A 24,915-nucleotide genomic window follows, 5' to 3' on the forward strand; every position below is an offset into this window, starting at 1 on the left:
GGTGAAAGTTTCATTTGTACATGTTTATTAGGTAATTCCTTTTATGCTTTGAATAAATACTGGATTCATTGCGTCATAAATTTCGGAAAACTGGTTTAACGGAAGCGGATTAACACCCTTGCCTAATTCAAAAGTAAACCCGGGTTTTCTAAATTCTAAAATAAACCAATCTTTATAGCCAGCATGACTGTCCACATAACGAACTGACCGGTAACCGCTTAATTCACTAAACAAGGATGCGTACAGCTGTGAGATTGCCGGTTCAAGGCCTTCGTAGCCCCAATAGAATTCGGCTCCTTGTGTGTGTAAAGCAATCATCATATCAAAAGGAATTTGATTTGCTAATTCTGCCATTGCTTGTGATTCCGGCTGATCTAAAGGGGCATTTCCAGAAAAGTCTCTTGAAGAAGGTGATGTGACTTTTGTTCGTTCTTTTTCGAGTTCCCACCCTGCAGGAAATTGGTCATTTAAATCAACTCCGTTAATATTCGCTTTCCAACCTGAAAAATCATCTGAGCCATTATTTATGGCCACAACCGATTCTCTATTTTCTTCAGTTGGCCCTTCCACCACCAAGTTAACTCCATCTGGATTTACCATGGCAATCACATAGAGGGAGCACTCACTATAGGTTTTAAACCTCTCTTTATGGCTGTTCGACTCTGTATTCGTCAAATGCCATAAATGTTCATTAAGCAGTGACATCAATATAGGGGTGGTAATCCATTCATTGGCGTGAAATGATGCATTCCATTGAACTCGGCGAGACCCCTCCCCAAGCTTCAGCATATAAATAGGTCTGCCTTCAACAGAACTACCTATCTCTGTAGCCGTTATAAACGGGTACGCTGATTTAATCTGATCTATATCACGCTCTAATTCATTAAATCCATATTCTTTGGCACGAATAAGAGGTTGATTATCGAGTCTGGCTGGAATGCGAATAATGCTCCCGATTCTAAGGGATTGCGGAGGAATAAGAGGATTAACGAATCTTAATCTCTGTATAGGGATGGAAAACCGATTATGAATTGTCCAAAAAGTGTCTCCTTGCTGGATGGTATATTGCCAAATTGTGTACCCGGGAATTTTCACCGCCTGACCGATCATTAAAACATTTGGATCTGCATCAGGATTTGAATCCACGATTAAGTCGAGCGGAACTGAAAATAGTTGAGAATACAGCGAGAATGTATCTCTCTCTTTCACAATTATGTCCATAATCTACCCCCTTATTAAACTCTATTCTCTCTTCTTGGATTCAATCACAAAAAACCGGGCTTCTCATTATGAGAAGCCCGGAATTAATAACACGAATTATTCTTCAACTAAAGTATCGTCCTCAATTAAACGTCCGTTTTTGGCATCATAGAATCGGAGCAAATCACCGTAAATGATTTCATCATTATAAGCAAGCTCTTCATCTGCCCGTTCTTTAAAAGGTGCACAGGCTTCCATATCGGTTTCTTCGCCTGTTTCCTTATCCCAGCATGTTTCACCTGCGTATACAAGATCTTCAGTGATAAATCTGCCATCCCTCAAAATAACAAAGTCATCATTTTCTTCAGAGAATATATCCTGTCCAAATTGAATCGAATTACCTGTATCAATTCCCATCAGATTTTGAATTGTAGGCTTTAAATCAATTTGACCCGCGAGAGAATGATCAGTTGTGCCAATGTCTGAACCTGGCACATGTATGAACATCGGCACTCTTTGAAGCTGTGTTGATTCAAAAGGAGTAATTTCCTTATCCATGTATTGACTCATTGCAGCATTATGATTTTCAGATATACCATAATGGTCACCATACATGACAATAATAGAATCTTCATATAGACCCGATTCTTTTAAAGAGGTAAAAAACTCTTTAATTGCTTCATCTGTATATCGAACTGTTTGGAAATATCGATTGAGCGTACCTGAATTCGAATCATATTCCTCAATGAACTTATCTTCTTCATCAAGATAAAATGGGTGATGGTTCGTCAATGTAATCATTTTAGAATAAAATGGCTGGTCCATTTCTTTCATATGATCAACTGACTGCTGGAAAAACGGAATATCTTTCATCCCCCAGTTTACTGCTTCTCCTTCTCCCACTGTGTAGTCAGGCAGAGAATAATACCGGTCATAACCGAAATTATTGTACACAATATCCCGGTTCCAGAAGCTTTTGTTGTTTGCGTGCATCGCTGAAGTAAAATACCCTTCATCATTCAGACTATCTGTCAGCGTATGATATTCGTTCCCACTATGCGTAAAGAAAACGGCTCCTCGACCAAGTGGATATAGTGAATTGTCCAATAAAAACTCAGAGTCAGACGTTTTCCCTTGTTCTGTTTGATGGTAGAAGTTATCCATATAAATGGTATCTTTATCTTCTGTCAATGAGTTAAGGAAAGGTGTTACCGTCTCTCCATTCATTTCGTTATTAATAACAAAATTTTGTGTAGACTCCAGTTTAACTACAATTAAATTTTTACCTTCAGCAATTCCATGATACTGACCGGCTGACTTAATTTTCTTCGTTTCAACATAATTATTTACATCTACTAGTTCACTGCTGTCTGCAAGAGCACGCTGCGCTGACTGTTTGGATTGAAGATAGACATCATATAAATGATAATTATATGTTCCAATGTTTTTAACCAGCATTTCCCGGTCAAATGTTCTTGTTAGTAGCTGAGGACGCTCAGTTTCGGCAAGTCCTAAGTTAAAGAAGAATGTAGCAATGGCTACTAGAAAGTAGGCTCTTCTGTTAATTTTTGCTGTTTCTCTAAAGCCGACAAATGACGGCTTTAGCTTCACAATAGCAATAAGCACTAAAATATCAATAAAGTACAGAGCATCTGTCCAATAAATATTTTCAAAAGCACTTCCGCCAAGGTCACCAAAGTTGCTTGTTTGGAAAAGTACCGGCAGTGTTATAAAATCATTAAAGAAACGATAAAACACCATATTTGAAAAAATGATGAGCGTCAGGACAGTTGAAGTCGCAATGACGTATATGTTTCTATTTCTCTCTTTTTTAATGAATAATGCTACTCCAAAGATAAGAAGCAGAAAACTCAAAGGGTTAATAAATAATATTATTCCTTGCATCATGTTATCGATTTGTATGCTAAATGCAGCATAGTAAGACACGTATGTCTTAATCCATAAGAACGCAATGGCTATAATGACAAGCGAAAGCTTTGGCATTGTCCATTTTTTGTTCATATTCCTTCCTCCTCTAATGCTAAATGATTAGCAATATCTTCTATTAATTTCTAAAATGTGGATATCGGTTTCTGGTCAGTCATTATATTACCTCTATTTCTTAATAATTGCAAATTAATATTTACACAACTTTAAGATCATATTTACAATTCCTCTATTATAGACGTATTAAACCTTGAAAAGTTTCTTATTTAAAGAAATTTAATTTAGTTTCCTGATTTTGTGTAAATATTGTTTAGATTTTATGAAGAGATGATAGTAACCTATTATACATAAAAAAGCTGTCATTTCAAGAATGACAGCTTAAAAACGATATTTTCCTTATTCATTTGCAGCACATAAAAGTAAATCACAGCAACAGGCATCAAATAATATTATTAAATACAAAGTGATAACGAATTAATGTTTGTATTTAATGAGCCAGGCAGCTCCAATTACTCCTGCATCATTACCCAATGTCGCTACTTCAATCGTTGTTGATTCTGCAACTGTTGGAAATGCATACTCTTTAAATTTGGCTCTTAAAGGCTTTAACAAAGTGTCGCCTGCATGGGAGACCCCTCCGCCTATAACGATTTTTTCAGGGTTTAATGCACTTCCCAGATTGGCTAAAGATAGACCCAGATAAAAGGTAAGATTATCAACTACTTTGACTGCGACTTTGTCGCCCTTCTGTGCCGCTTCAAAGATTGCTTTCGCTGTTAAACGCCCTTGCTGACTTAGAATTTCTCTTAAAACAGAAGGTTCCGCATTGCGGCTGAGCTCATCTGTAGCAAGACGGATGACGCCTGTTGCAGATGCCACTGTTTCCAGACAGCCATATTTACCGCAATTACAATAATATCCATTCACTGGAACTGCAGTTATGTGGCCAATTTCTCCCGCTGCTCCCTTAATTCCATGAGCAATATCACCATTGACTATTACACCGCCTCCAACGCCAGTCCCTAAGGTTACGCAGATGACATCTCTAGCTCCATCGCCAGCACCTTTCCACATCTCCCCGAGCGCTGCAACATTGGCGTCATTTTCAATTACAACCGGAAGATCTGTAAGCGCTTGAAGTTCCTCCCTTAAAGCAACCGGTTTCTCCCAGCCAATATTGACTGCAGTATAAAGAATTCCTGTTTGCATATTTACTGGACCGGGAGCTCCTACACCTATACCTAAAATCGATGAGGAATCGATTGATCTTTCTCTGATCTTATTTTTTATTGCTGCAGCAATGTCCGGAATAATATGAATGCCATTGCTTTTTGTATTGGTTGTGATTACCCATTTTTCTACGATCTCTCCGCTTTCTTGAATCAATGCCATTTTTATCGTTGTGCCGCCTATATCTACACCTATTATTAATTTATCCATCATTCTTTATCACCTGTCCGTCCAGAATTATTTTCAAGTTGAATTTCACGGCGCAATAACAGAACCGCTTTTTGATAATCCTGCATGTCAATAAGATTTGATTCATACAGGTCTTTAATTTCAACTTCCATCATTTCCAAGTTCGTTTTTCGTTCTCCTATGTAAACAAATATGCCAAAACGCTTCAATAATTGCTGTATGTCCCAGATCGTTGCCAGATCCATTTTAAAATAGTCCCCTTCTTCAACCAATCTCATGAACAAGTATAATGGATTGAATCAACAACCTCAATAGAAAGAAGCTGCTGTATTTAATCTCCATTACAAACGATTGCATCGTTTTGAATATTCAATTTTCCTTCATTAATTCATCTACTAATTTTTCGTACGGTTCGTGGTCAGGCTGAACTGATTTAGCGATCTTCGCATGCTCGAGTGCTTTTTTATTATCCCCCAGCTCCATTTGAACAAGCGCTAAGTTATAGTGCGCTTCATGGAAATCGCTGCGGCCATTTATAGCTTTTTCAAGATTGCGACTGCCCGCTCTGTAATCCTTCTCATTTAATTGAATATAAGCTAACAAAAAATAGGTTTCTGGAGTGGCTTCTCCTTCTTTCTCCAGTGATGACAAGTGATCATACGCTGAATGGAATTCTCCGTTCTTTATACGTTCATGAGCCAATGCATTGACCGACACTGGATCCATTTGAACAAATGCTCCATTGTATCCCACATACAGGGAAACAATAATCCACAGCAGTACAGTTATCAAATAAAGAACTTTTTTACCCGCTTTTTTCTCATTAGGCAAAGAAACAACACCCGCAGCAAGAAAACCTCCAATTAATCCACCAATATGAGCCGCATTATCAATACCTGGCAGAGCAAAACCGATTGAAAGATTAATGGCAATAACGATTAAGACATTGGATCCCATTGTTCGAAAAAATACTTTCTTGTGGCGTAGACCGAAATAAAGAAGCGCACCCAGGCAGCCAAATATTGCACCGCTGGCCCCCGCTGATATAGTAAATGAGAACACAAAACTCATAAGTGAGCCTGTAAAACCGGCAGTAAAATAAATAATGAGAAAACGGCTGCGGCCGTAGACTCTCTCTATAAATGGACCCAAATAAAAAAGCGCGAGTGTATTCATAAACAAATGAAAAATTCCAATATGTAAAAACATGGGCGTAAAAAACCTATACCATTCACCCTCATTGATTAAAGGGTTATACTTTGCCCCAAAATCGATTAAAACTTGCGTATCTGTACTTCCGCCATTTGTTTCCAATAGATAAAACATGATGAGATGAATCGCAGCTATAATATAGCTCCAGATCGGCTTAGATACATTAAAAAGTTGTTGTTCCTCACTTTGCTGTTTCTTAACCCATAAAAGCGTTTCTGTTTTTAACATGCGAACCCGTTCAATCATCTCGTGTTCAAATTCATGATCAACGTGCTCTTGTCTGAATAATAACCGATTGTTTTCAATATCCATACTTTCTGCATCAACGTTTACGAGTATTGTTCTTACCGAACACCGCTTGTTCTCCCCTGAAGGGCTCTCTATGGTCTCAAGTGCATTATTTTCAAGTTCATCATAAAAAAGATAGTTATCGATAGTCAACTTTCTTTTTTTCATTTGTTTTCTTATCCGCTCACCTTTTTCAGCGAGGGATGAAAAATCATTTTTTAAAAATGCAGAACGGTCGAATTCATTTACTAGAGCAGGTTCAGCATGGAAGAGTCTGACTACTTCAAAACCTTTATTATCTTCTCTTTCCAGCCATAGCTCATTATGGTCAGGAGAAAGGCTGATTAGCCGATAATGCTGATCCACAATTAAATAATGAGCTGCCTGCCAAAATACATCATACGATTTTCCATTCATTAGGCTCACTTCTTTCCACCAAACCTTGTCTTATAACTATAGCGAATGAACTGAAATTATGTAAGGGAAGATACTGCTCCTTTAGTCAGAAGAAAGATTAGAAGCAAGTACAAAGTCTTCCCCAATTAACATCTCTACTGGCTGATCGTGGTTTTCGACCGGAAGATCTTCAACCAGCTGCTCATCAAAACATAAAGAAAGTGTTACACCGCCGTAATTTGGCAAATACCGATCATAATACCCACCCCCATAACCAAGACGGTACCCTGTTTTTGTGTACGCAAGGCCTGGGACGATCATCAGGTCGATCTCACTCGATTTCGTTCTATTAAGTGTCTCCACCGGCTCAAGCAGGCCATAAAATGATGGTTCTACATCATTAAAGCTCTCGATTCTATAAAATATCATGCTTCGATCAGCGGGCTTACACTTTGGCACGGAGACTTTTTTCCCTTCCAGCCACGCCCGTTTAATAATTGAATACGTATCTATTTCAGGTGTTCGCGATATTGTAACGCCTATGCTTTGTGACTGTTTCCATACGTTTGTACGAAAAAGACTTTCATGAATCTTGATAGAACGTTCATAATGGCTGTCTCCATCTATTTTCTGTAGTTTCGAACTAATTTGTTTTCTCAGTGCGTATTTGTTCATCTGGTTCCTCCTATTTCTTCATTATAGTCAAAGTCAAACCAATTAAAAAATGCCAGAAACGTTTTATCAACATTTCTGGCAACTGTAACACATTATTTAGTCTCGCGATGAAGAGTCACTTTCTTCAATCGTGGACTATATTTTTTAAATTCAATACGGTCTGGGTTATTACGCTTGTTCTTAGTAGTGATGTAATTACGATCACCAGTCTCAGTGCAAGCAAGTGTAATGTTTACACGCATGTCTTATCCCTCCAAACATTCAAATGCTAATTAGCTATTCGATTTCATACGACTTTTCAATAATACCACTATTTAAAGAAAAAATCTATACTGAAAAACCCATTTCATAAAATTAATTATAAAAAAATGGACTTATTTTTAAAACGGATAACACGAACGAATAGGCTCGTGTTACAATATTGTACGTATTCTAATGGGGGTGAAACTATGCAGATCGCAGCATTGATAGTAGCAGGCATTGTCATTTTATTACTTGTACTGTCATTTTTTATAAAGGATCGTTCAAAATCTAATGAACAGGAAATTGAAGATCTTTCAATGAGTCTATATCAGGAAATATCTCAGCTTAAAAAAAGAATTAAAGTACTCGAAGAGGAACTAATGGTTGATACAAAATTTGTTCCCTCGAAAAAATCTCCTTCAGCACCTAAAACCGTTCAAAAAAAACCGATTAATGAAATCATTGTGAACCAAGTTCTATCATTACATAAGCAAGGCGTGTCAACTGATCAAATTGTTACCCTATCCTCTCTTCCAAGGGAGGAAGTTCAAACAATTATTCAAACAAGAAAGTGAGGTGCTTTATATGGATCGAAGCACAATACGGGCATTAGCTACAGGAGTGCTCATAGGAGGTTTTATCATGTTTGCTGCAAGCATGTACTTCTCTGATGAAGATCAGCAAACTACTGCTTCCTCCGACACTGAATCAGCAGATACTGTTACGTTAACAAAAGAAGAACATGATTCTTTAAACGCTCAAATAAAAGAATGGGAAAACAGGGTGATTGAACTTAGTGCTTCTAAAAATGAATCTCAGTCCTCTGATGGCAGTGGTACATCAGGTGTTACTACTCGATTTATATTAACGATTGAACCTGGGATGACTTCTCCTGAAATAAGCGAAGAGCTTGAGGAGTTCGATATTATTGAAGAAGCTGCCCTATTAGATGACTACCTGAAGGATCAGCAGTTAACCGAAAAAATTCAAATCGGCAAGTATGACGTTAACTCTTCCCTTTCAATAGAAGAGATTGCCGCTTTAATTACAAAATAACCTTTTCCACATCTACTAATTCTCTAAAAAAAACTGTCCGAATGCGGACAGTTTTTTTTCTCCTTTAACTGAATAAACTGCCGTGTTCATTGTTTATAACAGGACAGAAGGAACGCTATGCGAAATAGAATTGGAAGTACATCTGACCCTAAAGTTTTATTAGAAAGTTTCTTCAATGTGTGGGTCGATCATATCGTTTTAATCTGCACATAAGCTCCTATAACCAAAACTGCCTGGCCGTTGAAAGAACAGAAGAGCCTGACAATAGAAAAGCCCTGATGATCAAAATGATCATCAGGGCTTTTCTAGTTTTGAGAAAACAACTTATTACTTATTCAGTTCATATCTTGTTCCTTTTACAAGGTAAAAAATATTCTCTGAAATATTCGTTACGTGGTCAGCGGCTCTTTCCAAATATCTGCAAATGAAAGAAAGCTGAGTAATCTGCGGCAGCTTGTCAGGACTGTTAGCACTAATGCTTAAAAGTTCCTGTATTGTCTGGCCATACAAAGAGTCTACTTTATCATCAAGTTCAGCGATCCTTTTAGCTTTTACAACATCTTCTTCCATGAACGCCTCGAGAACAAGCTCAATCATAGTTGAAGTCTGAAGATGCATCTGATGAATATTCTCGATTGGTTTGACGAAAGGATCATTTCCAATTCGAATAGTAGACTTAGCAATGTTCACTGCAAAATCAGCAATTCTCTCCAAATCGGCAGCAATTTTTATAGCTGCGATTACTCTTCTTAAATCGGTTGCTACAGGCTGTTGTTTCGCAATAAGCAATATAGCCTGATCATTGATTTCTTCTTCAATTCTATTTGCTTTAATGTCTTCATCCATTATTAACAAAGAATCTTCAATATCATGGTTTTCAAGTGCCTTCAATGAACGATCCAGCGCATTTTGAGCAAAAGTACCAAGTTCCACGATCTTGCGATTCAGTTCACTTAAGTCAGCTTCATATCTTTCTCTTACAGACATTTAAACCCCTCCAGCTTTCTTTTAATCAGAATCTTTTATCCAAAACGTCCAGAAATATAGTCTTCCGTACGCTTATCGGAAGGATTAGAGAAGATTTTATCCGTTTCATCGAACTCAATCACTTCTCCGTTTAAAAAGAAAGCAGTTTTATCTGAAATCCGTGCAGCCTGCTGCATGTTATGAGTCACAATAATAATGCTGTACTCTTTTTTAAGCTCTTGAACCAGTTCCTCCACCTTTAGAGTAGAAATTGGATCGAGAGCTGAAGTAGGCTCGTCCATTAAAATAACATCCGGTTCAATCGCAAGACAACGGGCAATACAGATACGCTGCTGCTGTCCACCGGAAAGGCTGTATGCATTTTCGTTTAAACGATCCTTTACTTCATCCCAAATCGCTGCACCTCGAAGGCTCTTTTCAACAATTTGATCAAGTATCTTTTTGTTTTTTATCCCGTGGATACGTGGACCATATGCAATATTTTCATAAATTGATTTAGGGAAAGGGTTTGGTTTTTGAAAGACCATGCCAACTTTCGTACGCAATTCCTCAAACTTGTATCCTTTTTCTAGAATATTCTTGCCGCGATAAATGATTTCACCTGATGTTTTCACCGAAGGAATCGTTTCTGTCATTCGGTTAAGTGTTTTAATATATGTGGATTTACCACATCCTGAAGGTCCGATAATAGCTGTAACTTCGTTTTCTTTAATATCTAAATCAATATTTTTCAATGCATGATTAGTGTCATACCAAAGGTTCAGCTGATTTGATTGATAAACAGAACCCCTGCTTGCGGATTCTTTCTTTTTTTCTGGAACTTGAATTTTAGGTTTCACTGTCGTTGTCATCGGAAAAGCTCCCTTCATCCTCTTTATTAATTAATATCTTTTCTGATACTTATTACGAATAAATACAGCAATTGAATTCATGATGATAAGCAGCGTCATCAATACGATGATCCCCGCGGCCGCTACATCATGGAATGCAACCTGTGGACGTTTCGTCCAGTCGAAGATTTGCATTGGCAATGCGGTGAACGTACTCAAAATGCTATCTGGGGTAAACATTAAAATCGTCGGGATTCCCAATACTACAAGCGGTGCTGTTTCGCCAATAGCTCTTGATAAAGCCAGGATGCTCCCTGTTAATATCCCCGGGATAGCTGCAGGCAATACTATACGTAAAATAGTCTGCCATTTTGTAGCACCCATGGCATATGACGCATCTCTGAGTTCTTTAGGTACAGATCGTATAGCTTCCTGAGCTGCCACTATGATAATAGGAAGAATCAACAAACTCATGGTTAGACCCGCTGCCAAAATGGAGATCCCGAGTCCAAAGAAACGGGCAAAAATAGTAAGTCCAAGTAAGCCAAACACTACAGACGGTACTCCAGCCAAATTTGAAATATTTATACGGATAAAATTTGTTAGTTTATTTTTCTTTGCGTACTCTTCAAGATAAACGGCCGTTCCTACACCTAAAAACATTGAAATTGGTGCTACTACAAGCATCAGGTAAATTGACCCTAAGATAGCCGCCTTTATTCCTGAATTCTCCGGGATTCGAGACGCGAAACTCGTAAAGAATTCCAGACTCAGATACTCACTTCCTTGAGTGACAATGCGATAAAGAAGGATCGCCAGTACAATTAATCCAAACATCGTTGCTGCTAAAAATATGCTTTTAAGCACTTTGTTTTTTAATAAGCGGCTATTCGTCTTTTTCGCTACAGATTCATGATCAATGTAATTCATTTTAGTACTCCTCTCTAAAGCGCTTGGAGATATATTGTGCAAGCATATTCATGATCAGGGTGAAAATGAACAACGTAAATCCAACAGCGTAAATACTGTAGTAAATCGTTGTGCCATACCCAGCATCACCAGTAGTAACTTGAACGATATAAGCCGTCATAGTTTGAATAGAACCTGTCAGGTCGCCATCAAACCTTGGAGTTGATCCTGCTGCTACCGCTACAATCATTGTTTCACCTATAGCTCTTGAAATTGCTAAAACGGTTGAAGCGACGATACCGGATATCGCTGCAGGAAGAACTATTTTTATAGCGACTTCAAGCTTAGTGGAGCCGAGGGCGTATGCACCATCCCTCATAGAGTTGGGAACTGAATTCATTGCATCTTCAGAAAGAGATGCAATCATTGGAATGATCATAATTCCGACTACAATCCCCGGACTGATCGCATTAAAAATGCTTACCTCAGGAGAAATGGATCGCAAAATCGGTGTAACGAATGTTAAAGCGAAAAAACCATAAACGATGGTGGGAACACCTGCAAGCACTTCAAGAATCGGCTTAATAACTTTTCTTGCACGATGGCTCGCATACTCACTCAAATAAATGGCAGTGGCAATACCTAATGGCACTGCTACCAAAACTGCAATCCCGGTAATTTTCAGTGTACCTATAACTAATGGAAGAACCCCAAAGGTTGGTGTGGAATTTGCAAAAGGATACCATTCGGTTCCAGTAATAAACTCCCAAAATGGAACACGTGTGAAAAAGATATATGTTTCTACAACCAGCGTAGCCAGTATACCTAAAGTTGTCAAAACAGAAACAATAGCAATTGCCAGCAATAATTTCGGCATTAATTTTTCAACGAATGACAAGAGACCCCGATTGCTTTTTTGAGCAATCAATTCCTGTACATTTAGTGTTGAATTTGGTTCCTTCATCGACATGTGAAAACCCTCCTATATCCAAAAGACACAATGAGATGAGAAGCGTGAATTTCACGCTCCTCTTCTCCATCCATAATTTATTTTAAAGATTCAATCGTTTCCATATCTTCGTCATATAGTTCTTGTGGAGCACGAACATATCCTACAGCCTCTGCAAGGTCTCCAGCATTTTCGATTGCAAAAGTAATGAAATCTGCTGCAGCAGCATTCTCACTGATTGAAGAATTCTTTACATAAGTGAACAATGGACGTGATAAAGGTGCATATTCACCAGACTCGATTGTCTCATTAGTTGGTTCAACAGGTCCCTCACCGTTGTCAATTGGAACAACTTTTAATGTATCTTGATTTTCAAGATAATATGCATAACCGAAATATCCAATTGCATTCGGTGAACCTAGTACACCTTGAACAAGTACATTGTCATCTTCAGAAAGAGTAGCTGAACGGACAATGTCTTCCTCTTCCAAAATCACTTCATTAAAATAGTCGTACGTACCAGAGTCTGTACCCGGTGAATAAAATTCGATTGGCTCTTCCGGCCATCCTTCACGGATATCAGCCCATGTTTTTTCTTCGCCACTTTCAACCCACATTGCTTTTAGTTCTTCAACTGTCAGGTGATCCACCCAGTCATTTTCCTGGCTGACAACTACAGATAATCCGTCAAATCCAAGCTCAACTTCTGTATATTCAATACCTGCTTCTTCTAAAGCAGCAGCTTCTTCTTCTTTAATTGGACGTGATGCATTTGAAAATGCAGTTTCACCAGCGATGAATTTTTCAAATCCTCCGCCTGTTCCGGATACTCCGGATGATACTTGTACTTCAGGCTGAACCGCTGCATATTCTTCAACAATTGCCTCCATGATCGGTGCTACTGTAGAGGAACCGTCTCCTGTTACTTGGCCTTCTAATTCTCCATCTTCGCTTGAAGTATCAGAAGCAGCGTCTTCATTTTCAGAAGTTTCTGCGTCAGTAGCATCTCCATCTGTACCGTTTGATGCCTCTTCTTCTTCTCCGCCGCATGCTGCCAAAAATATTGCTGATCCCAGCATAGTTGTCATTGCCAAGTACTTAAAACTCTTCATACTGTAATTCCTCCTAAAGTGTTGGTTGGTTTGTCCTACAAGTAATACAATACTAGGCGACTGTTAAGTGCATATAAATCAAATGTAAAGCTTTTGTAAATAAACTTTAGTTTTGGTTTTAAGTCTTGAAAAAAAGGTTACAAAAAGCCAGATCCCGTTAGGAATCTGGCTTTCTCTCATTCTATCAAATTAATTTCCAGCTTCAGCTTCTTCTTCAGCCAGTTCGATTTCTACTGCTTCTTCACTGCCGCCTTCATTCATTCGTTCTTCTCTCAGCTCAAAATATTTTTCAAGAATGGCGGTTCCTAAATCTTCATTTGCGTCAACCCGCAGCGTTTCTGTTCCATCGTTAGGATAGACCCATGGAACCATTACAGAAAAAGCAACTTCGGGTTTATCTGCAGGTGCATAGCCGACAAGAGTTGAATTGATTGTGTCAGGCGGATCCCCCAAATAGTCTTCCACATATTTAGGTCCAAAGTAAACAACTTCCGCTGTGCCGGTTTTACCTGCTGCCACATAGCCGTTGCCTTTAAGATCCTGCCCAGTTCCGTTCGCGCCATTAAAACTTGCAAAGAATCCCTTTTTAACATGCTCAATTTCTTCCTGGGTATTATTCAGTTTGTTTAATACTTGAGGTTTCATTTCCTGAAGCAGCGGACCAAGGGTATCATTTTCCTGACTTGGCTCTCTGATTTGTTTTACAATTTTCGGTGCGATGCGGTTTCCTCCATTTGCAATTGAAGAAACATATTGCGCCATTTGCATCGCTGTATACGTATCAAATTGTCCAATAGATAAATCCAGGTATTTACCTGGCCCAAAGTCATTATTTGATTGAAAACCGGTGTTTTCCCCCGGAAGATCTATCCCTGTTTCCACACCAAGACCGAACTGTCCAAAGTAATTTCTGAACTTGGTAAATGATGATTTACCAATATCAATAGGTTGTCCCTTAGAATATTTTGCCCCTGCCATGTCAATAGCCACTTTAAACATATATCCATTTGAAGATACTTCGAGTGCCTCTAAATCCGTCATTTGCCGATAAGCTTCACGGTTCCCGTAATAAGAACCTTTTGAGGCAGTATCCTTAATTTCTATTACTTCATCCACATACCCTTTATAGGGATAGGACACTTCATCCTGATAGCCGGACAGCACTGTAGCTCCCTTGACGCTTGAACCTGCTTCATAGGCACTTGTAAATGCACCAATATTATAATCGATTATACTATTTTCATCATCATCAAACTGCTGGCCAACCATGGCAAGGACTTCTCCTGTGTCCGGCTCCATCATCACCACAAAAGCCCGATCAAAAATCGGGCGTCCTCCGCCTCTTTTTAAATCTGTAACATAATCACCAACAATTTTTTCGATTTCCCGCTGAAGTTCCATATCTATAGAAAGAACTAAATCTTTTCCGCGTTCGCCTTCATGGACTGTTTGACTGTCAATGACGTTGCCGGCTTTATCCGTAATGGTTTTTACTTTGGATTTTTGTCCTTGAAGAATATCTTCATACTGCAGTTCCAAATAACTGGTTCCTACCCGGTCGTTTCTCGTATAATCTCTTGCTAAATAGTAATCGATTTTATTTTCCGGTATGGACTTTACGCTGCCAAGTACGGAGCTAAATACATCTCCATAAGCATATTGGCGGGTCCAGTCTACAGTAGTATTTACACCAGGCAAAGAATCCAGGTGTTCACTGACCGCAGCAAACTCCTCATCGGTTACGTTATCATTTTTAATAATCTGAGGAGATAAATTATACCCGGATTGCATTTCGCGGTAAATAGCCAGAACCTCCAATTCTGCCGCTGTAATCGCGTCCAGCTCCTCTTCAGTGATGCGCTCTCTGATCAATTCATCGTATTTAGTCTGACTGATTTCGCCTTCTTCAAATAAAAGGGTTTCTTCCTTTGTGATTTTTTCTTTGGCAGCTTCAGGATTTTCACGCACCCAAAAGTCCTGTTTGTCACGCATCGTTACTTTTTTGGGCTTAAGTTCAATAAAGTCAGCCAGCCTTTTTGCCACCATTGTCATTTCTTCTTGAGAAGTCTGCTGATTTTTTGTGTATGTAATGGCATTTACAGGCTGATTATCGACAACAATATTGCCATTGCGGTCAAATATTTTTCCGCGCGGTACACTTGTGTTTACTTCAACCTCTTCGGTTCTTTCAAGTTCCCTGACGTAATTTTCCCCATTCACAATCTGCAGAACACCCAATCGAAGAATCAGCAGAGAAAACATTAAGAAAACTGCAAAGAAAAGCACGTTCATCCTAGATGAAACATGAGTCTTTTTTTGCTTTTTTTCTCTTGTTCGTGTTGCATTCTTTTTCAATCACATACTTCCTCTCTATTTTAAAGACTGCTTATATTCATTTTATAGAATCTATTTACTAACTTCTACAGTTTAGCACTTTTTTCATTAAAACGACAAAAAACCCGCACAATAAATGTGCGGGTTTAGTGTTTCTTTATTTAGCTGCTACGTAAAGTTTCTCTACTGCATTCCAGTCCACTACATTCCAGAAAGCATTAATGTAATCAGGACGCTTGTTTTGATATTTTAAATAATAAGCGTGCTCCCATACATCAAGACCTACGATAGGTGTTTTGCCTTCAGTAAGAGGTGAATCCTGATTAGGCGTGCTTGTAATTTCAAGCTGACCATTATTAACGACTAACCATGCCCAGCCAGATCCGAAGCGGCCTGCTCCAGCTGCTGCGAATTCTTCTTTAAATTTTTCAAAGCTGCCAAATTTTTCGTTGATAGCAGATGCAAGCTGGCCTGAAGGCTCTCCGCCGCCATTTGGAGAAAGAATTTTCCAGAAGAATGAATGATTTGCATGTCCGCCGCCGTTATTTCTTACAGCTGTCTTAACGGATTCAGGAACAGTGTTTAAGTCGATCATTAACTCATCAATTGTTTTTGCTTGAATGTCGCTGTGACCCTCAAGTGCATCATTCAGTTTCGTAACATATGTGTTATGGTGCTTCGTGTGGTGAATATTCATGGTTTCCTTGTCAAAATGTGGTTCAAGTGCGTCATACGAGTACGGTAATTCTGGTAATGTGTAACCCATGATTAAATTCCTCCTTATGTAAATTAGTCGAATCAACTGAATGATTCGTAAACTTCAGTCATAGCGTATCAAATACTGAATCATTCTTCAATTTTTATGCTCTGCTATTTTCTCTTACATCTTTAATTTACCCTAATTATTATGAACTAATCATTAAAGTACTTTAAACAGGAAATATGCAATCATGAATAGTTGCACTGCTCCTTTAGTAACAATTGAAGTGACAAATCCAATCAGCGATCCAAAACCGATTTTTACAGCTTGTTTAAAACTTGTTCTGTTTACAAGCAGTTCGCCGGCTACCGCACCGATGAAGGGACCTGCAATTATACCGATTAGCGGTAAAACAAAAGGACCAACAAGCAGACCGATTGTACTCCCCCAGATCCCCGCTTTTGATCCTCCAAATCTTTTAACACCAAAAAGGTTGGATACGTAATCTGCCCCAAACAGCAAAACGACGAATAGAAGCTGAATCGTCCAAAACAGCCAATTAAAAGGAGTAAATGAAAAAAATAAGCCATATAAAATAAATCCCGCTACTATAAATATGACGCTTGGAATAATTGGATAAATTAAGCCTATAAACGCTATAATGAAAACCAGGCTGATTAAAACCCAATACAACATTTCCACTGTTTTTCCCCCTCTCTACTATCACAAGTATACTGTATGTGTGTTCAAAATTAAATTTTTGTTTAAGTGAAACTGTATTGTTAGACTCCACCTTAAATGCAAACTAACAAAAAGAAAAGAGAAGAGCAATAAGCCCTTCCCTTTTTTGCATTTATTTACGAAGACCCAAAACGGCTTCTGCTATATTTACCGCATGGTCACCGATTCGTTCAAGATTTGAAACAATATCAACAAATACAATGCCTGACTGACCTGAACATTTGCCTTCATTCAGACGCAGGATATGTTTCTTCCTGAATTTACGCTCCATTTTGTCAATTAGATCTTCTTTTTCAGCGACATCACGCGCGATCGCCTGATCGTTTTGATCAAGGGCTTCAATTGAACTTGATACTGCATCAATAGTTAGAGTAAACATTTCCCGTAAATCATCCATGGCATCTTCGGTCATTTTAACTTTATTTGACTGCTGATAATCCACCAGCTCAATGATGTTTTCAAAATGATCTCCAATTCGTTCAATATCCCGAACTGAATCCATTAGGTTTGAATGTCTCTCGGATTCTGCAGCAGACAGAGAAGCGCTTGAAAGCTGCACTAAATAATCGGTAATTTTACTATCCAAATTATTTATCGCATCTTCAATTTGATAACCAAGCTCAGCATTTTTTGTATTTTTCGTTTTCAGATACTCAAATGTTTCATTTAATCCTTGAACAGCGAATGATCCCATACGAAGCACTTCTTCCTTTGCCTGTCCAAGGGCTATTGAAGGAGACTGTTCTATAAAATGCGGATCCAAATGCTTTGGTTTAAACTCAACCACAACATCTTTTCCTGGAATAATTTTCGTAACTGCTACAGCCAGTAAAGCTATAAACGGAAATTGTATAATTGTATTTGTTACATTGAACGTTCCGTGTGCAAAGGCAATCTGCATAGCAGGTTCTAATTGAAGGAACTGATCAATCCATACAATTAACCATGTGAAAGGCGCAAGTAAGAGCATGAAAATAATGGTCCCTATGATATTAAAAAGCACATGAACTGCCGCTGCACGTTTCGCAGCAACTGAGGCACCTATTGCTGCTAATACTGCCGTAATCGTTGTTCCTATATTATCTCCGAAAAGAACCGGAATTGCAGCATTAAGGGATATTAAGTCCTCAGAATACAGCCCTTGAAGCACACCAATCGTGGCGCTTGAACTTTGCACGATCATAGTGAAAACTGTTCCTACTATGACGCCTAGAACCGGTATCTCACTCATGCTCTGAGTCAAATCAATGAATGCTTGAAGTTCTCTTAGAGGCTTCATTCCTCCACTCATCAATTCAAGACCATAAAATAAAAGACCGAAACCAAATATAATCTGACCAAAATTATTTACTTTATTGTTTTTTATAAAGAATAGAAGCAGTGCACCTAAAGCGGCAATAGGCAGTGCATATTCTCCAATATCAATCCCGATAATAAACGCAGTTACGGTGGTTCCTATATTAGCACCCATAATAACGCCAATGGCCTGCCTTAAAGTCATGAAACCGGCACTAACAAGTCCAATGGTAATAACTGTTGTTCCTGTACTGGTTTGCAGAAGTATGGTCACAAAAATACCTGCAAGTACACCCATAAATGGGTTTGTGGTGAAACGATCTAAAATTTCTCTAAGGCGATCTCCTGCAGATTTTTGCAGCCCATCTCCCATATACTTAAGACCAAAGAGAAAGATACCCAATCCTCCAATAAATTGAAAGAATACTTCCTGCCAATTCACTTCCATCATTTCAACCCCTGTTAAACAAATTTAGACAAATTTCTTGAAAACCCTCTACAATTATTAATTCTTTTTATGGGTTAAGTAAAGACTTTTTCGCGAAAATTTACATTTGATTAATATATATCGTTTTATGTTACATTTGTGTTACAAAATGTTGAAAATTAGAAATTGTTCACTGAACTTTTTGTTTGAATAAATGAAGTGAACAATTAGAATAAAGAATGGATCTACAATAGTTTTAGGAGGATGTCCTTAGATGAATATCTTTAAACAATTTTGGAAAAGTTTGTACTCACCAAAGGATATTGCACGATTTCGCTTTCAAGGGATCGGAAAGACGATTCTTTTTTTGTTTTTCCTTGCTATTATTTCTTTAATTCCGGTAATCATCCAAGTAACTCAGCTCGGAAATACGTTGTTTACTCAGGGTGAACAATTACTTCAAAATGAACTTCCTGCTTTTGAAGTGGTAAACAACAGCTTGAAAGCGGCCAATGATGAGCCTGTAACTGTCAGAACTGCAGACTTGACGATCGTTATTGATGATACTGGTTCGATAGAAGCAGATGATCTACGGGGAAATACGAATACACTGGCGCTTTTACAGCAGGAGGCAGTTTTCACATTCGGTCCTCAAATTCAGCAATACCCCTATTCAACGTTTACAGGAATTAAGTTAAGCACAGACGGATTGACCCAATTACTATCTTCACTTGAAGGGGCTAAAGGAATTCTTTACTTTTTTATTTTTTTTGTTATGTATGTTATCTCAACAGGATTTCTATTTATTAAAGTTCTGGTTTTTTCAATGATTGGTTTATTATTCGCAAAAATTCTTGAAAGAAAATTATCTTATCGTCACAGTTTTCGCATAGCCGCTTACAGCGTCGCATTACCGACTTTGTTTTTTACAGTCTTTTCTCTGATTGGCTCCACGATACCGGCAGCCAATTTAGTCAACTGGCTCGTAACATCTATTATGATTTATCTTTCAGTAAAAGAAATACCTATAAAAAAGCTAAATAAATAACAAAAAAAATATTTAGTTCAAAAAGAAAGCACCCGTCAGGATGCTTTCTTTTTTGCGTTCCATTTAAATCGCTTTTTTCCTTTTGATGTAGGATCAGATTCTTCTCTCAATAGAGTAGAACTGCTTATTTCATCAAGTTCAGAGGATATTTGAGCCAAACGGTTTCCTAATTTCGCTGCTTGCAGCATTCTACTTTCCTGTACAGTAAATTCCGCCTTCACCAATTCTGCATTTGTATGGGCGGATTTTGCAATTGCAGAAACAGATTCAGTAGCTTCTTTAACTGCCGGCAGCGTTTTTTGAACAGTTTGTGTATGATTTTTTAATTCATTTAAACCAGATTCAGCCAGACTCATTTCTTCAATCATTTTATCGAAGGCCTTCTTTTTCACTTGGGCATCCTGAACTTTTAAAATTGATAATGCCTCTATTTCATTGAATTGTTCCACAGCCTGACTTGTCATCTTTTTCATTTTATTTAATGAATCTGAAATGGATTGGGTAGCCTCAGCTGCTTTCTCCGCAAGACTTCTTACCTCTTTAGCTACTACAGCAAATCCTGAACCCGCTTCCCCGGCTCTGGCTGCTTCAATCGCAGCATTTAAAGCGAGTAATTTCGTATTTTCTGCAATTTCATTGATAAATGCTACAACTTTACTTACTTCTTCTGACTGCTTTTCTATATTATGAATCGCTGATGAGAAAGGACTTAATCTCTGAACAAATTCAGTTAGAGACCCGGTAATGACGTCAATACTTTGCTCTCCTGTTGTTCTCGAACTTTTCATTTTTTCTGTATTTTCCATTAGTTCTTCCATTTGATCCATCATATTTTTCAGATGAATAGTCATTTGATTAAAATGCTCAAGACTTGCTGCTGATTGTTCGGAGGTCAATTCAGCACCACTTTTCATTTGAGATACATTTTTCTTCAGTGGAATATTGTTTAAGACAAGTTCTTCCGAAGCGTTTTTAAGCTCTCCGCCAACTGATGACAAATTCGTGCTTGTCTTTTTTAAGTTGCCTATTAGTAAGGAGATATGATCCATCATGACAGAGAAACTTTTGTTAAGAGAAAGTATTTCCGGGATTGTGGTTTTTAGTTCATTTCTTTTTTTATGAATAAAACCTTCTCTAACTGCCTTCATATCACTTTGCAGTAATTGAATTGGTTTTGATATCGACTGAACAATCCAACTTGTGAGAAAAAATGTGATAGCCAGTGCTATACAGAGTAGAATGAGAATAGATTCCGCCAGTTCCTGCTGCTGACTTAAGTAATTTTCCTGAGGGATCGCGATTACATATTCGCCTTTTAATTCCTGTACATTAAAAAATGCAAATATGTAATTTATCCCATTCTCTTCTTTATGAACAATCCCTTTCTTTTTTTCTTCTATTTCTTTTACTGTTGAGGCAGACAGCAAAAAGTTTTTTGACTGACGTCCTAAGCTTGATGTTTCTCCATCCTGAAGAAGGAAAATATCTGCGAATAATTCATCCTGGCCCAAGTTTGCTTTTTGCTGCTCTGCTGCTTGGTTAACCTGTTTTATAAACGCTTCCTCGTTCCCAACATGCATAAGCATAGAATTTCTTATAATTTCGTTTGATAATGTAACCTCTCTCATAAGTCTTTGTTCAATCAGTTCAGTTGTTCTGTCCACGGATGAAGAATAACTTTGAAAACCTATAATAGAAGTAGAAATAAAAACGATGGACAATAGCGGTACGAGAAGTCTGGTTTTTAGCGAGAAACCTTCTCTTTTCTTTAAACCAGTTTTACTTCTTAAGTTACCGGCCCATCGCCTGTACTTGAATATTCCTTGCATGATAAAATAACCCCCTATATGTAATAGGTCTATTTTCTCATCTCTCTTTCAATCTTTCATGCGAAAAAGATTAATTTGTTGTAAATTTGTTCTATGTTTTTTATAAACTCATATCTTTCAGTAGAAAGATGATGAGGTGATCATTTGAAAAAATTAATTATTGGTTTATTTATTGTACTGATTTTATTTATTGGCTATACGGACTTTACAAAAGGCACGATCAATCATGAATTACTCCATGAGAATGATTCAACCTCAAGTATAGAAGCAGAAGCAAAACCAGGCGATACACTTATAAGCATGATGGAACGACACGATATTTTACCTGTCAACTTTAACATCGATCAGCTTAGTCAAGATTTCACTCAATTGAATCAAGGACTTCCTCCCCAAAAGATTGTTGCTGGACAATATTATTCACTACCGGTCGTAAAATGACTAAAAGCACGCACCCTATTTCTTGTCACGAGCAATTGAAGACTGTTAAAATAATATAGAATCAGCTACAATTAGAAAGCAAGTACACAATAAGGGAGCGAATGACACTTGAGTGACATCATACATCGTTCAAAAACACGACCAGTTAAAGTCGGTGATCTGACAATTGGCGGAAGTGACGAATTATTTATTCAAAGTATGACCACAACAAAAACACATGATGTTGAGGCGACAGTAGCTGAAATACATCGTTTAGAAGAGGCAGGCTGCCAGGTAGTCAGAGTCGCATGTCCTGATGAACGTGCAGCAGACGCCATTGCTGACATTAAGAGACAAATTAATATTCCTCTTGTTGTGGATATTCATTTTGACTATAAGCTTGCTCTTAAAGCAATCGAAGGCGGAGCAGACAAGATCCGGATTAATCCCGGCAATATAGGAAGAAGAGAAAAAGTGGAGGCTGTTGTTAAGGCTGCAAAAGCAAAAAATATTCCGATTCGCATCGGGGTGAATGCAGGAAGCCTTGAACGGAAAATCGTTGAAAAATATGGCTATCCGACAGCAGATGGCATGGTGGAAAGCGCTCTGCATCACATAAAAATACTTGAAGACCTTGATTTTTATGACATTATCGTATCAATGAAAGCTTCGGATGTTAACCTGGCGATTGAAGCATATGAAAAAGCGTCCCGCGCATTTGATTATCCACTTCATCTCGGTATAACAGAATCAGGGACCTTATTTGCAGGCACAGTGAAAAGTGCTGCCGGGTTAGGTGCGATTCTGAGCAAAGGAATCGGTAATACTTTGCGAATCTCACTCAGTGCTGACCCGGTTGAAGAAGTTAAGGTTGCACGAGAACTGCTTAAATCATTTGGCTTAGCTTCAAATGCTGCAACACTCATATCCTGTCCCACATGTGGAAGAATTGAGATTGATTTAATTTCTATTGCTAATGAAGTTGAAGAATATATCTCAACAATTAAAGCACCGATTAAAGTAGCCGTATTAGGCTGCGCTGTTAACGGACCCGGCGAAGCGCGTGAAGCGGATATTGGCATCGCCGGAGCACGGGGCGAAGGTCTTCTCTTCATGAAAGGAAAAACGGTTCGCAAAGTACCGGAAGAAACAATGGTGGAAGAATTAAAAGTCGAAATTGACAAGCTTGCTGAAGAGCATTATAAAAAGCAGCGTGAAGAAGCGGAAGCTGCTGTGTTAACTCAATAAGGAAGCCGCTCATTTGAAGCCGGTAACCAGTTATAAAAGACGTTAAACTACCGGATACTTTGCCATTTACCCTTTATTGATTGAAAACAATCGGACTCGACATATTGCTGTCGGTCCGATTTTTATTTTTAGAAAAAGGGGGCAATTAAGAAACCGAAAAATATCGCTGCTGTCCCAAGTACTATGCCCAAGCCTGCTGCCTTTGTACTTCCCGCTTTTCGTGAGATAATCCCCAATACAATCGCACTCACACCAAATAACACCGGTGAAGTAAAGAAAGCGATAACCCCTATAATTATAGAAGATAACCCCAGCCAGGTTCCTTTATTCGTGTTTTCTATTTTTCCATCTCTTGTTGGTTCGTTGTTCGCATAGGATTGCTCATTCCCTACGCTTATCTGAGCCAGTTCGCTGGCCATTTCTTCGTTGTAGGAAGTTCTTTCATGAACTTTTTCCAAACCCGTTTGATTTTTTTCTTCTTCATACATTAACGTCTCCTCCTTTCCTGCCAGTTCGGCAATCTTAGTATGAGCGAAACCTCTCTCCCCTATTGATGGTAATTTTTTTGGGAGCATTTGTGGTACAATAGACGGACTAAGGCAAAGGAGTTTTGACTTTATGAGTAAACGATTTGGAATCGATATTGATGGAACTGTAACATGCCCTACTTCTCTTATACCGCATATAAATGAAGCATTTGATCGAAGATTATCACTTGATGATTTAACTGAATATGATTTAACCAAAGCGCTTCCTGATATATCACCCGAGGTCTTTTCACAATGGTTTTTAAAAGCAGAACCTTCTATTTATTCTTCATCTCCTGTTGTACAATATGCAGACGAGATTTTAGAACAATGGAGGTCAGACCATGAGTTATTCTTTATCAGCGCTAGGAGCGATAAGCATATCGACTTGACGATGAATTGGTTCCTCGAAAAAAAAATCGGCTACGACCATATCGAATTGATTGGCTCTCATGACAAAGTCAAAACAGCACAGAAATTCAATGTGGACATTTTCTTTGAAGATAAACATGATAATGCCGTTATGATCCATGAAGAATGCGCTATTCCTGTCATTTTATTTGACACTCCTTATAACCGCAGCCCCATACCTGATGGAGTGATTCGGGTAAATAACTGGCTGGATGCAAAAAAATGGGTAAATAACTGGATCCTAAAAACAACATAAAAATGATCCTCTTCCTAAACGGAAGAGGATCATTTTTATTGTGTACACGCTGGACATGTACCGTATATTTCGAATTTATGTCCAGAAACCTCATAGCCATTTAAGTTTTCACTTAAATCGATCATCGGACATGTATGAATTTCTTTTGTCTTTCCACAGTCCATGCATATAAAGTGATGATGGTGCTCATGGCTTTTGCACGTGAAACGAAAATGACGCTCACCTGATAATTCTGTTTCCTCCAAAATCCCAAGCTCTTCAAACAATGAGAGATTTCTGTAGATTGTATCAAAGCTCAAGCCTTTGTAATCATGACTCATCGCTTCAAGCACTTCTCTTGCGGTCATGTAGCGGTCATGTTTAGCAAAATACTCCAGCATAAACTCACGTTTGCCGGTATGTTTATATCCTTTATCTTTTAACAGCTGCATCGCATAGGTTACATTCATTTTACTTCA

Annotated in this window: 25 protein-coding genes; 6 read left to right on the forward strand and 19 right to left on the reverse strand. The window is 38.3% G+C overall.

The window, feature by feature from the left end; translation table 11 throughout:
- Positions 1-27 precede the first annotated feature (27 nt).
- From KR50_RS12755 to rpmG, 7 genes are all read right to left on the reverse strand, one after another.
- A complete protein-coding gene (locus KR50_RS12755; RefSeq protein WP_041059298.1) occupies positions 28-1,221 on the reverse strand; it encodes a M14 family metallopeptidase in 1,194 nt (397 codons plus the stop codon).
- 96 nt (positions 1,222-1,317) lie between these two features.
- A complete protein-coding gene (locus KR50_RS12760) occupies positions 1,318-3,222 on the reverse strand; it encodes an LTA synthase family protein (protein ID WP_041059302.1) in 1,905 nt (634 codons plus the stop codon).
- Between the two features lie 399 nt (positions 3,223-3,621).
- Complete coding sequence (locus tag KR50_RS12765; RefSeq protein ID WP_041059305.1) at positions 3,622-4,590, reverse strand: ROK family glucokinase; 969 nt, start codon at positions 4,588-4,590, stop codon at positions 3,622-3,624.
- Positions 4,587-4,811 (reverse strand): YqgQ family protein, encoded by a 225-nt coding sequence (locus KR50_RS12770; RefSeq protein WP_408606157.1) that lies wholly within the window; start codon positions 4,809-4,811, stop codon positions 4,587-4,589. Before KR50_RS12770 ends, KR50_RS12765 begins: the two co-directional genes overlap by 4 nt.
- Before the next feature lie 124 nt (positions 4,812-4,935).
- Entirely contained in the window at positions 4,936-6,483 is a 1,548-nt protein-coding gene (locus KR50_RS12775) for a rhomboid family protein (protein WP_041059309.1), read from the reverse strand.
- A gap of 81 nt (positions 6,484-6,564) precedes the next feature.
- Positions 6,565-7,137, reverse strand: a complete 573-nt coding sequence (locus KR50_RS12780) for a 5-formyltetrahydrofolate cyclo-ligase (protein ID WP_041059313.1) — start codon at positions 7,135-7,137, stop codon at positions 6,565-6,567.
- A 92-nt stretch (positions 7,138-7,229) separates the two neighbouring features.
- Positions 7,230-7,379 (reverse strand): 50S ribosomal protein L33, encoded by a 150-nt coding sequence (gene rpmG / locus KR50_RS12785; RefSeq protein WP_041059316.1) that lies wholly within the window; start codon positions 7,377-7,379, stop codon positions 7,230-7,232.
- Positions 7,380-7,586: 207 nt separating this feature from the next.
- Here rpmG and KR50_RS12790 point away from each other — a divergent pair, with 207 nt between their 5' ends.
- The gene (locus KR50_RS12790) at positions 7,587-7,955 is read left to right on the forward strand and encodes a hypothetical protein (RefSeq protein WP_041059319.1); all 369 of its coding nucleotides are present in this window, start codon (positions 7,587-7,589) and stop codon (positions 7,953-7,955) included.
- A 67-nt stretch (positions 7,956-8,022) separates the two neighbouring features.
- On the forward strand, positions 8,023-8,436 hold the full coding sequence (locus KR50_RS12795; RefSeq protein WP_041059321.1) for a hypothetical protein: 414 nt from the start codon (positions 8,023-8,025) through the stop codon (positions 8,434-8,436).
- Positions 8,437-8,763: 327 nt separating this feature from the next.
- Here the strand turns inward: KR50_RS12795 and phoU are convergent, their stop codons facing one another.
- The 9 genes from phoU to KR50_RS12840 all read right to left on the reverse strand — a co-directional run bounded on the left by phoU (position 8,764) and on the right by KR50_RS12840 (position 18,742).
- Positions 8,764-9,423, reverse strand: a complete 660-nt coding sequence (phoU, locus tag KR50_RS12800) for a phosphate signaling complex protein PhoU (protein WP_041059324.1) — start codon at positions 9,421-9,423, stop codon at positions 8,764-8,766.
- Between the two features lie 35 nt (positions 9,424-9,458).
- Complete coding sequence (gene pstB, locus KR50_RS12805; protein ID WP_041060293.1) at positions 9,459-10,274, reverse strand: phosphate ABC transporter ATP-binding protein PstB; 816 nt, start codon at positions 10,272-10,274, stop codon at positions 9,459-9,461.
- A 30-nt stretch (positions 10,275-10,304) separates the two neighbouring features.
- The gene (gene pstA, locus KR50_RS12810; protein WP_041059327.1) at positions 10,305-11,183 is read right to left on the reverse strand and encodes a phosphate ABC transporter permease PstA; all 879 of its coding nucleotides are present in this window, start codon (positions 11,181-11,183) and stop codon (positions 10,305-10,307) included.
- A gap of 1 nt (position 11,184) precedes the next feature.
- Complete coding sequence (gene pstC / locus KR50_RS12815; protein WP_041059330.1) at positions 11,185-12,132, reverse strand: phosphate ABC transporter permease subunit PstC; 948 nt, start codon at positions 12,130-12,132, stop codon at positions 11,185-11,187.
- Positions 12,133-12,209: 77 nt separating this feature from the next.
- Positions 12,210-13,223 carry a PstS family phosphate ABC transporter substrate-binding protein gene (locus KR50_RS12820; RefSeq protein ID WP_041059333.1) on the reverse strand — a complete coding sequence of 338 codons (1,014 nt, stop codon included), beginning with the start codon at positions 13,221-13,223 and terminating at the stop codon, positions 12,210-12,212.
- A gap of 189 nt (positions 13,224-13,412) precedes the next feature.
- Positions 13,413-15,578: a peptidoglycan D,D-transpeptidase FtsI family protein gene (locus KR50_RS12825; protein WP_041059336.1), complete on the reverse strand. Its 2,166-nt coding sequence runs from the start codon at positions 15,576-15,578 to the stop codon at positions 13,413-13,415.
- Between the two features lie 136 nt (positions 15,579-15,714).
- On the reverse strand, positions 15,715-16,323 hold the full coding sequence (locus tag KR50_RS12830; RefSeq protein ID WP_041059338.1) for a superoxide dismutase: 609 nt from the start codon (positions 16,321-16,323) through the stop codon (positions 15,715-15,717).
- Between the two features lie 153 nt (positions 16,324-16,476).
- Positions 16,477-16,959, reverse strand: coding sequence for a DUF456 domain-containing protein (locus KR50_RS12835; protein ID WP_041059342.1), 483 nt, complete (start codon positions 16,957-16,959; stop codon positions 16,477-16,479).
- Between the two features lie 151 nt (positions 16,960-17,110).
- Complete coding sequence (locus KR50_RS12840; protein ID WP_041059345.1) at positions 17,111-18,742, reverse strand: Na/Pi cotransporter family protein; 1,632 nt, start codon at positions 18,740-18,742, stop codon at positions 17,111-17,113.
- A gap of 253 nt (positions 18,743-18,995) precedes the next feature.
- Between KR50_RS12840 and KR50_RS12845 the strand changes: the two genes are divergently transcribed.
- On the forward strand, positions 18,996-19,769 hold the full coding sequence (locus KR50_RS12845) for a DUF1189 domain-containing protein (protein ID WP_041059348.1): 774 nt from the start codon (positions 18,996-18,998) through the stop codon (positions 19,767-19,769).
- A 35-nt stretch (positions 19,770-19,804) separates the two neighbouring features.
- Here the strand turns inward: KR50_RS12845 and KR50_RS12850 are convergent, their stop codons facing one another.
- Entirely contained in the window at positions 19,805-21,598 is a 1,794-nt protein-coding gene (locus KR50_RS12850; RefSeq protein WP_041059351.1) for a methyl-accepting chemotaxis protein, read from the reverse strand.
- Between the two features lie 144 nt (positions 21,599-21,742).
- On the opposite strand from KR50_RS12850, the gene KR50_RS12855 reads away from it, so the two are divergent.
- Positions 21,743-22,036 (forward strand): hypothetical protein, encoded by a 294-nt coding sequence (locus KR50_RS12855; RefSeq protein ID WP_041059354.1) that lies wholly within the window; start codon positions 21,743-21,745, stop codon positions 22,034-22,036.
- Positions 22,037-22,153: 117 nt separating this feature from the next.
- Positions 22,154-23,263 (forward strand): flavodoxin-dependent (E)-4-hydroxy-3-methylbut-2-enyl-diphosphate synthase, encoded by a 1,110-nt coding sequence (gene ispG, locus KR50_RS12860; RefSeq protein ID WP_198134259.1) that lies wholly within the window; start codon positions 22,154-22,156, stop codon positions 23,261-23,263.
- A 128-nt stretch (positions 23,264-23,391) separates the two neighbouring features.
- On the opposite strand, the gene KR50_RS12865 is transcribed toward ispG, so the two are convergent.
- Complete coding sequence (locus KR50_RS12865) at positions 23,392-23,751, reverse strand: hypothetical protein (RefSeq protein ID WP_041059360.1); 360 nt, start codon at positions 23,749-23,751, stop codon at positions 23,392-23,394.
- A gap of 130 nt (positions 23,752-23,881) precedes the next feature.
- Between KR50_RS12865 and KR50_RS12870 the strand changes: the two genes are divergently transcribed.
- Positions 23,882-24,457 (forward strand): nucleotidase, encoded by a 576-nt coding sequence (locus tag KR50_RS12870; protein WP_041059362.1) that lies wholly within the window; start codon positions 23,882-23,884, stop codon positions 24,455-24,457.
- Between the two features lie 35 nt (positions 24,458-24,492).
- Here KR50_RS12870 and KR50_RS12875 read toward each other — a convergent pair whose 3' ends face one another.
- The gene (locus tag KR50_RS12875; protein WP_041059365.1) at positions 24,493-24,906 is read right to left on the reverse strand and encodes a Fur family transcriptional regulator; all 414 of its coding nucleotides are present in this window, start codon (positions 24,904-24,906) and stop codon (positions 24,493-24,495) included.
- Positions 24,907-24,915 lie beyond the last annotated feature (9 nt).

This window comes from Jeotgalibacillus campisalis, assembly GCF_000829515.1.
GTDB classification, from domain to species: domain Bacteria; phylum Bacillota; class Bacilli; order Bacillales; family Jeotgalibacillaceae; genus Jeotgalibacillus; species Jeotgalibacillus campisalis.

What these genes read in the sequence shown, in the direction of transcription:
- KR50_RS12755 (WP_041059298.1), bottom strand. Translation starts at nt 1,221, where the DNA reads ATGGACATAATTGTGAAAGAGAGAGATACATTCTCGCTGTATTCTCAA.
- KR50_RS12760 (WP_041059302.1), bottom strand. Translation starts at nt 3,222, where the DNA reads ATGAACAAAAAATGGACAATGCCAAAGCTTTCGCTTGTCATTATAGCC.
- KR50_RS12765 (WP_041059305.1), bottom strand. Translation starts at nt 4,590, where the DNA reads ATGATGGATAAATTAATAATAGGTGTAGATATAGGCGGCACAACGATA.
- KR50_RS12770 (WP_408606157.1), bottom strand. Translation starts at nt 4,811, where the DNA reads ATGGATCTGGCAACGATCTGGGACATACAGCAATTATTGAAGCGTTTT.
- KR50_RS12775 (WP_041059309.1), bottom strand. Translation starts at nt 6,483, where the DNA reads ATGAATGGAAAATCGTATGATGTATTTTGGCAGGCAGCTCATTATTTA.
- KR50_RS12780 (WP_041059313.1), bottom strand. Translation starts at nt 7,137, where the DNA reads ATGAACAAATACGCACTGAGAAAACAAATTAGTTCGAAACTACAGAAA.
- rpmG (WP_041059316.1), bottom strand. Translation starts at nt 7,379, where the DNA reads ATGCGTGTAAACATTACACTTGCTTGCACTGAGACTGGTGATCGTAAT.
- KR50_RS12790 (WP_041059319.1), top strand. Translation starts at nt 7,587, where the DNA reads ATGCAGATCGCAGCATTGATAGTAGCAGGCATTGTCATTTTATTACTT.
- KR50_RS12795 (WP_041059321.1), top strand. Translation starts at nt 8,023, where the DNA reads ATGTTTGCTGCAAGCATGTACTTCTCTGATGAAGATCAGCAAACTACT.
- phoU (WP_041059324.1), bottom strand. Translation starts at nt 9,423, where the DNA reads ATGTCTGTAAGAGAAAGATATGAAGCTGACTTAAGTGAACTGAATCGC.
- pstB (WP_041060293.1), bottom strand. Translation starts at nt 10,274, where the DNA reads ATGACAACGACAGTGAAACCTAAAATTCAAGTTCCAGAAAAAAAGAAA.
- pstA (WP_041059327.1), bottom strand. Translation starts at nt 11,183, where the DNA reads ATGAATTACATTGATCATGAATCTGTAGCGAAAAAGACGAATAGCCGC.
- pstC (WP_041059330.1), bottom strand. Translation starts at nt 12,132, where the DNA reads ATGTCGATGAAGGAACCAAATTCAACACTAAATGTACAGGAATTGATT.
- KR50_RS12820 (WP_041059333.1), bottom strand. Translation starts at nt 13,223, where the DNA reads ATGAAGAGTTTTAAGTACTTGGCAATGACAACTATGCTGGGATCAGCA.
- KR50_RS12830 (WP_041059338.1), bottom strand. Translation starts at nt 16,323, where the DNA reads ATGGGTTACACATTACCAGAATTACCGTACTCGTATGACGCACTTGAA.
- KR50_RS12840 (WP_041059345.1), bottom strand. Translation starts at nt 18,742, where the DNA reads ATGGAAGTGAATTGGCAGGAAGTATTCTTTCAATTTATTGGAGGATTG.
- KR50_RS12845 (WP_041059348.1), top strand. Translation starts at nt 18,996, where the DNA reads ATGAATATCTTTAAACAATTTTGGAAAAGTTTGTACTCACCAAAGGAT.
- KR50_RS12850 (WP_041059351.1), bottom strand. Translation starts at nt 21,598, where the DNA reads ATGCAAGGAATATTCAAGTACAGGCGATGGGCCGGTAACTTAAGAAGT.
- KR50_RS12865 (WP_041059360.1), bottom strand. Translation starts at nt 23,751, where the DNA reads ATGTATGAAGAAGAAAAAAATCAAACGGGTTTGGAAAAAGTTCATGAA.
- KR50_RS12870 (WP_041059362.1), top strand. Translation starts at nt 23,882, where the DNA reads ATGAGTAAACGATTTGGAATCGATATTGATGGAACTGTAACATGCCCT.
- KR50_RS12875 (WP_041059365.1), bottom strand. Translation starts at nt 24,906, where the DNA reads ATGAATGTAACCTATGCGATGCAGCTGTTAAAAGATAAAGGATATAAA.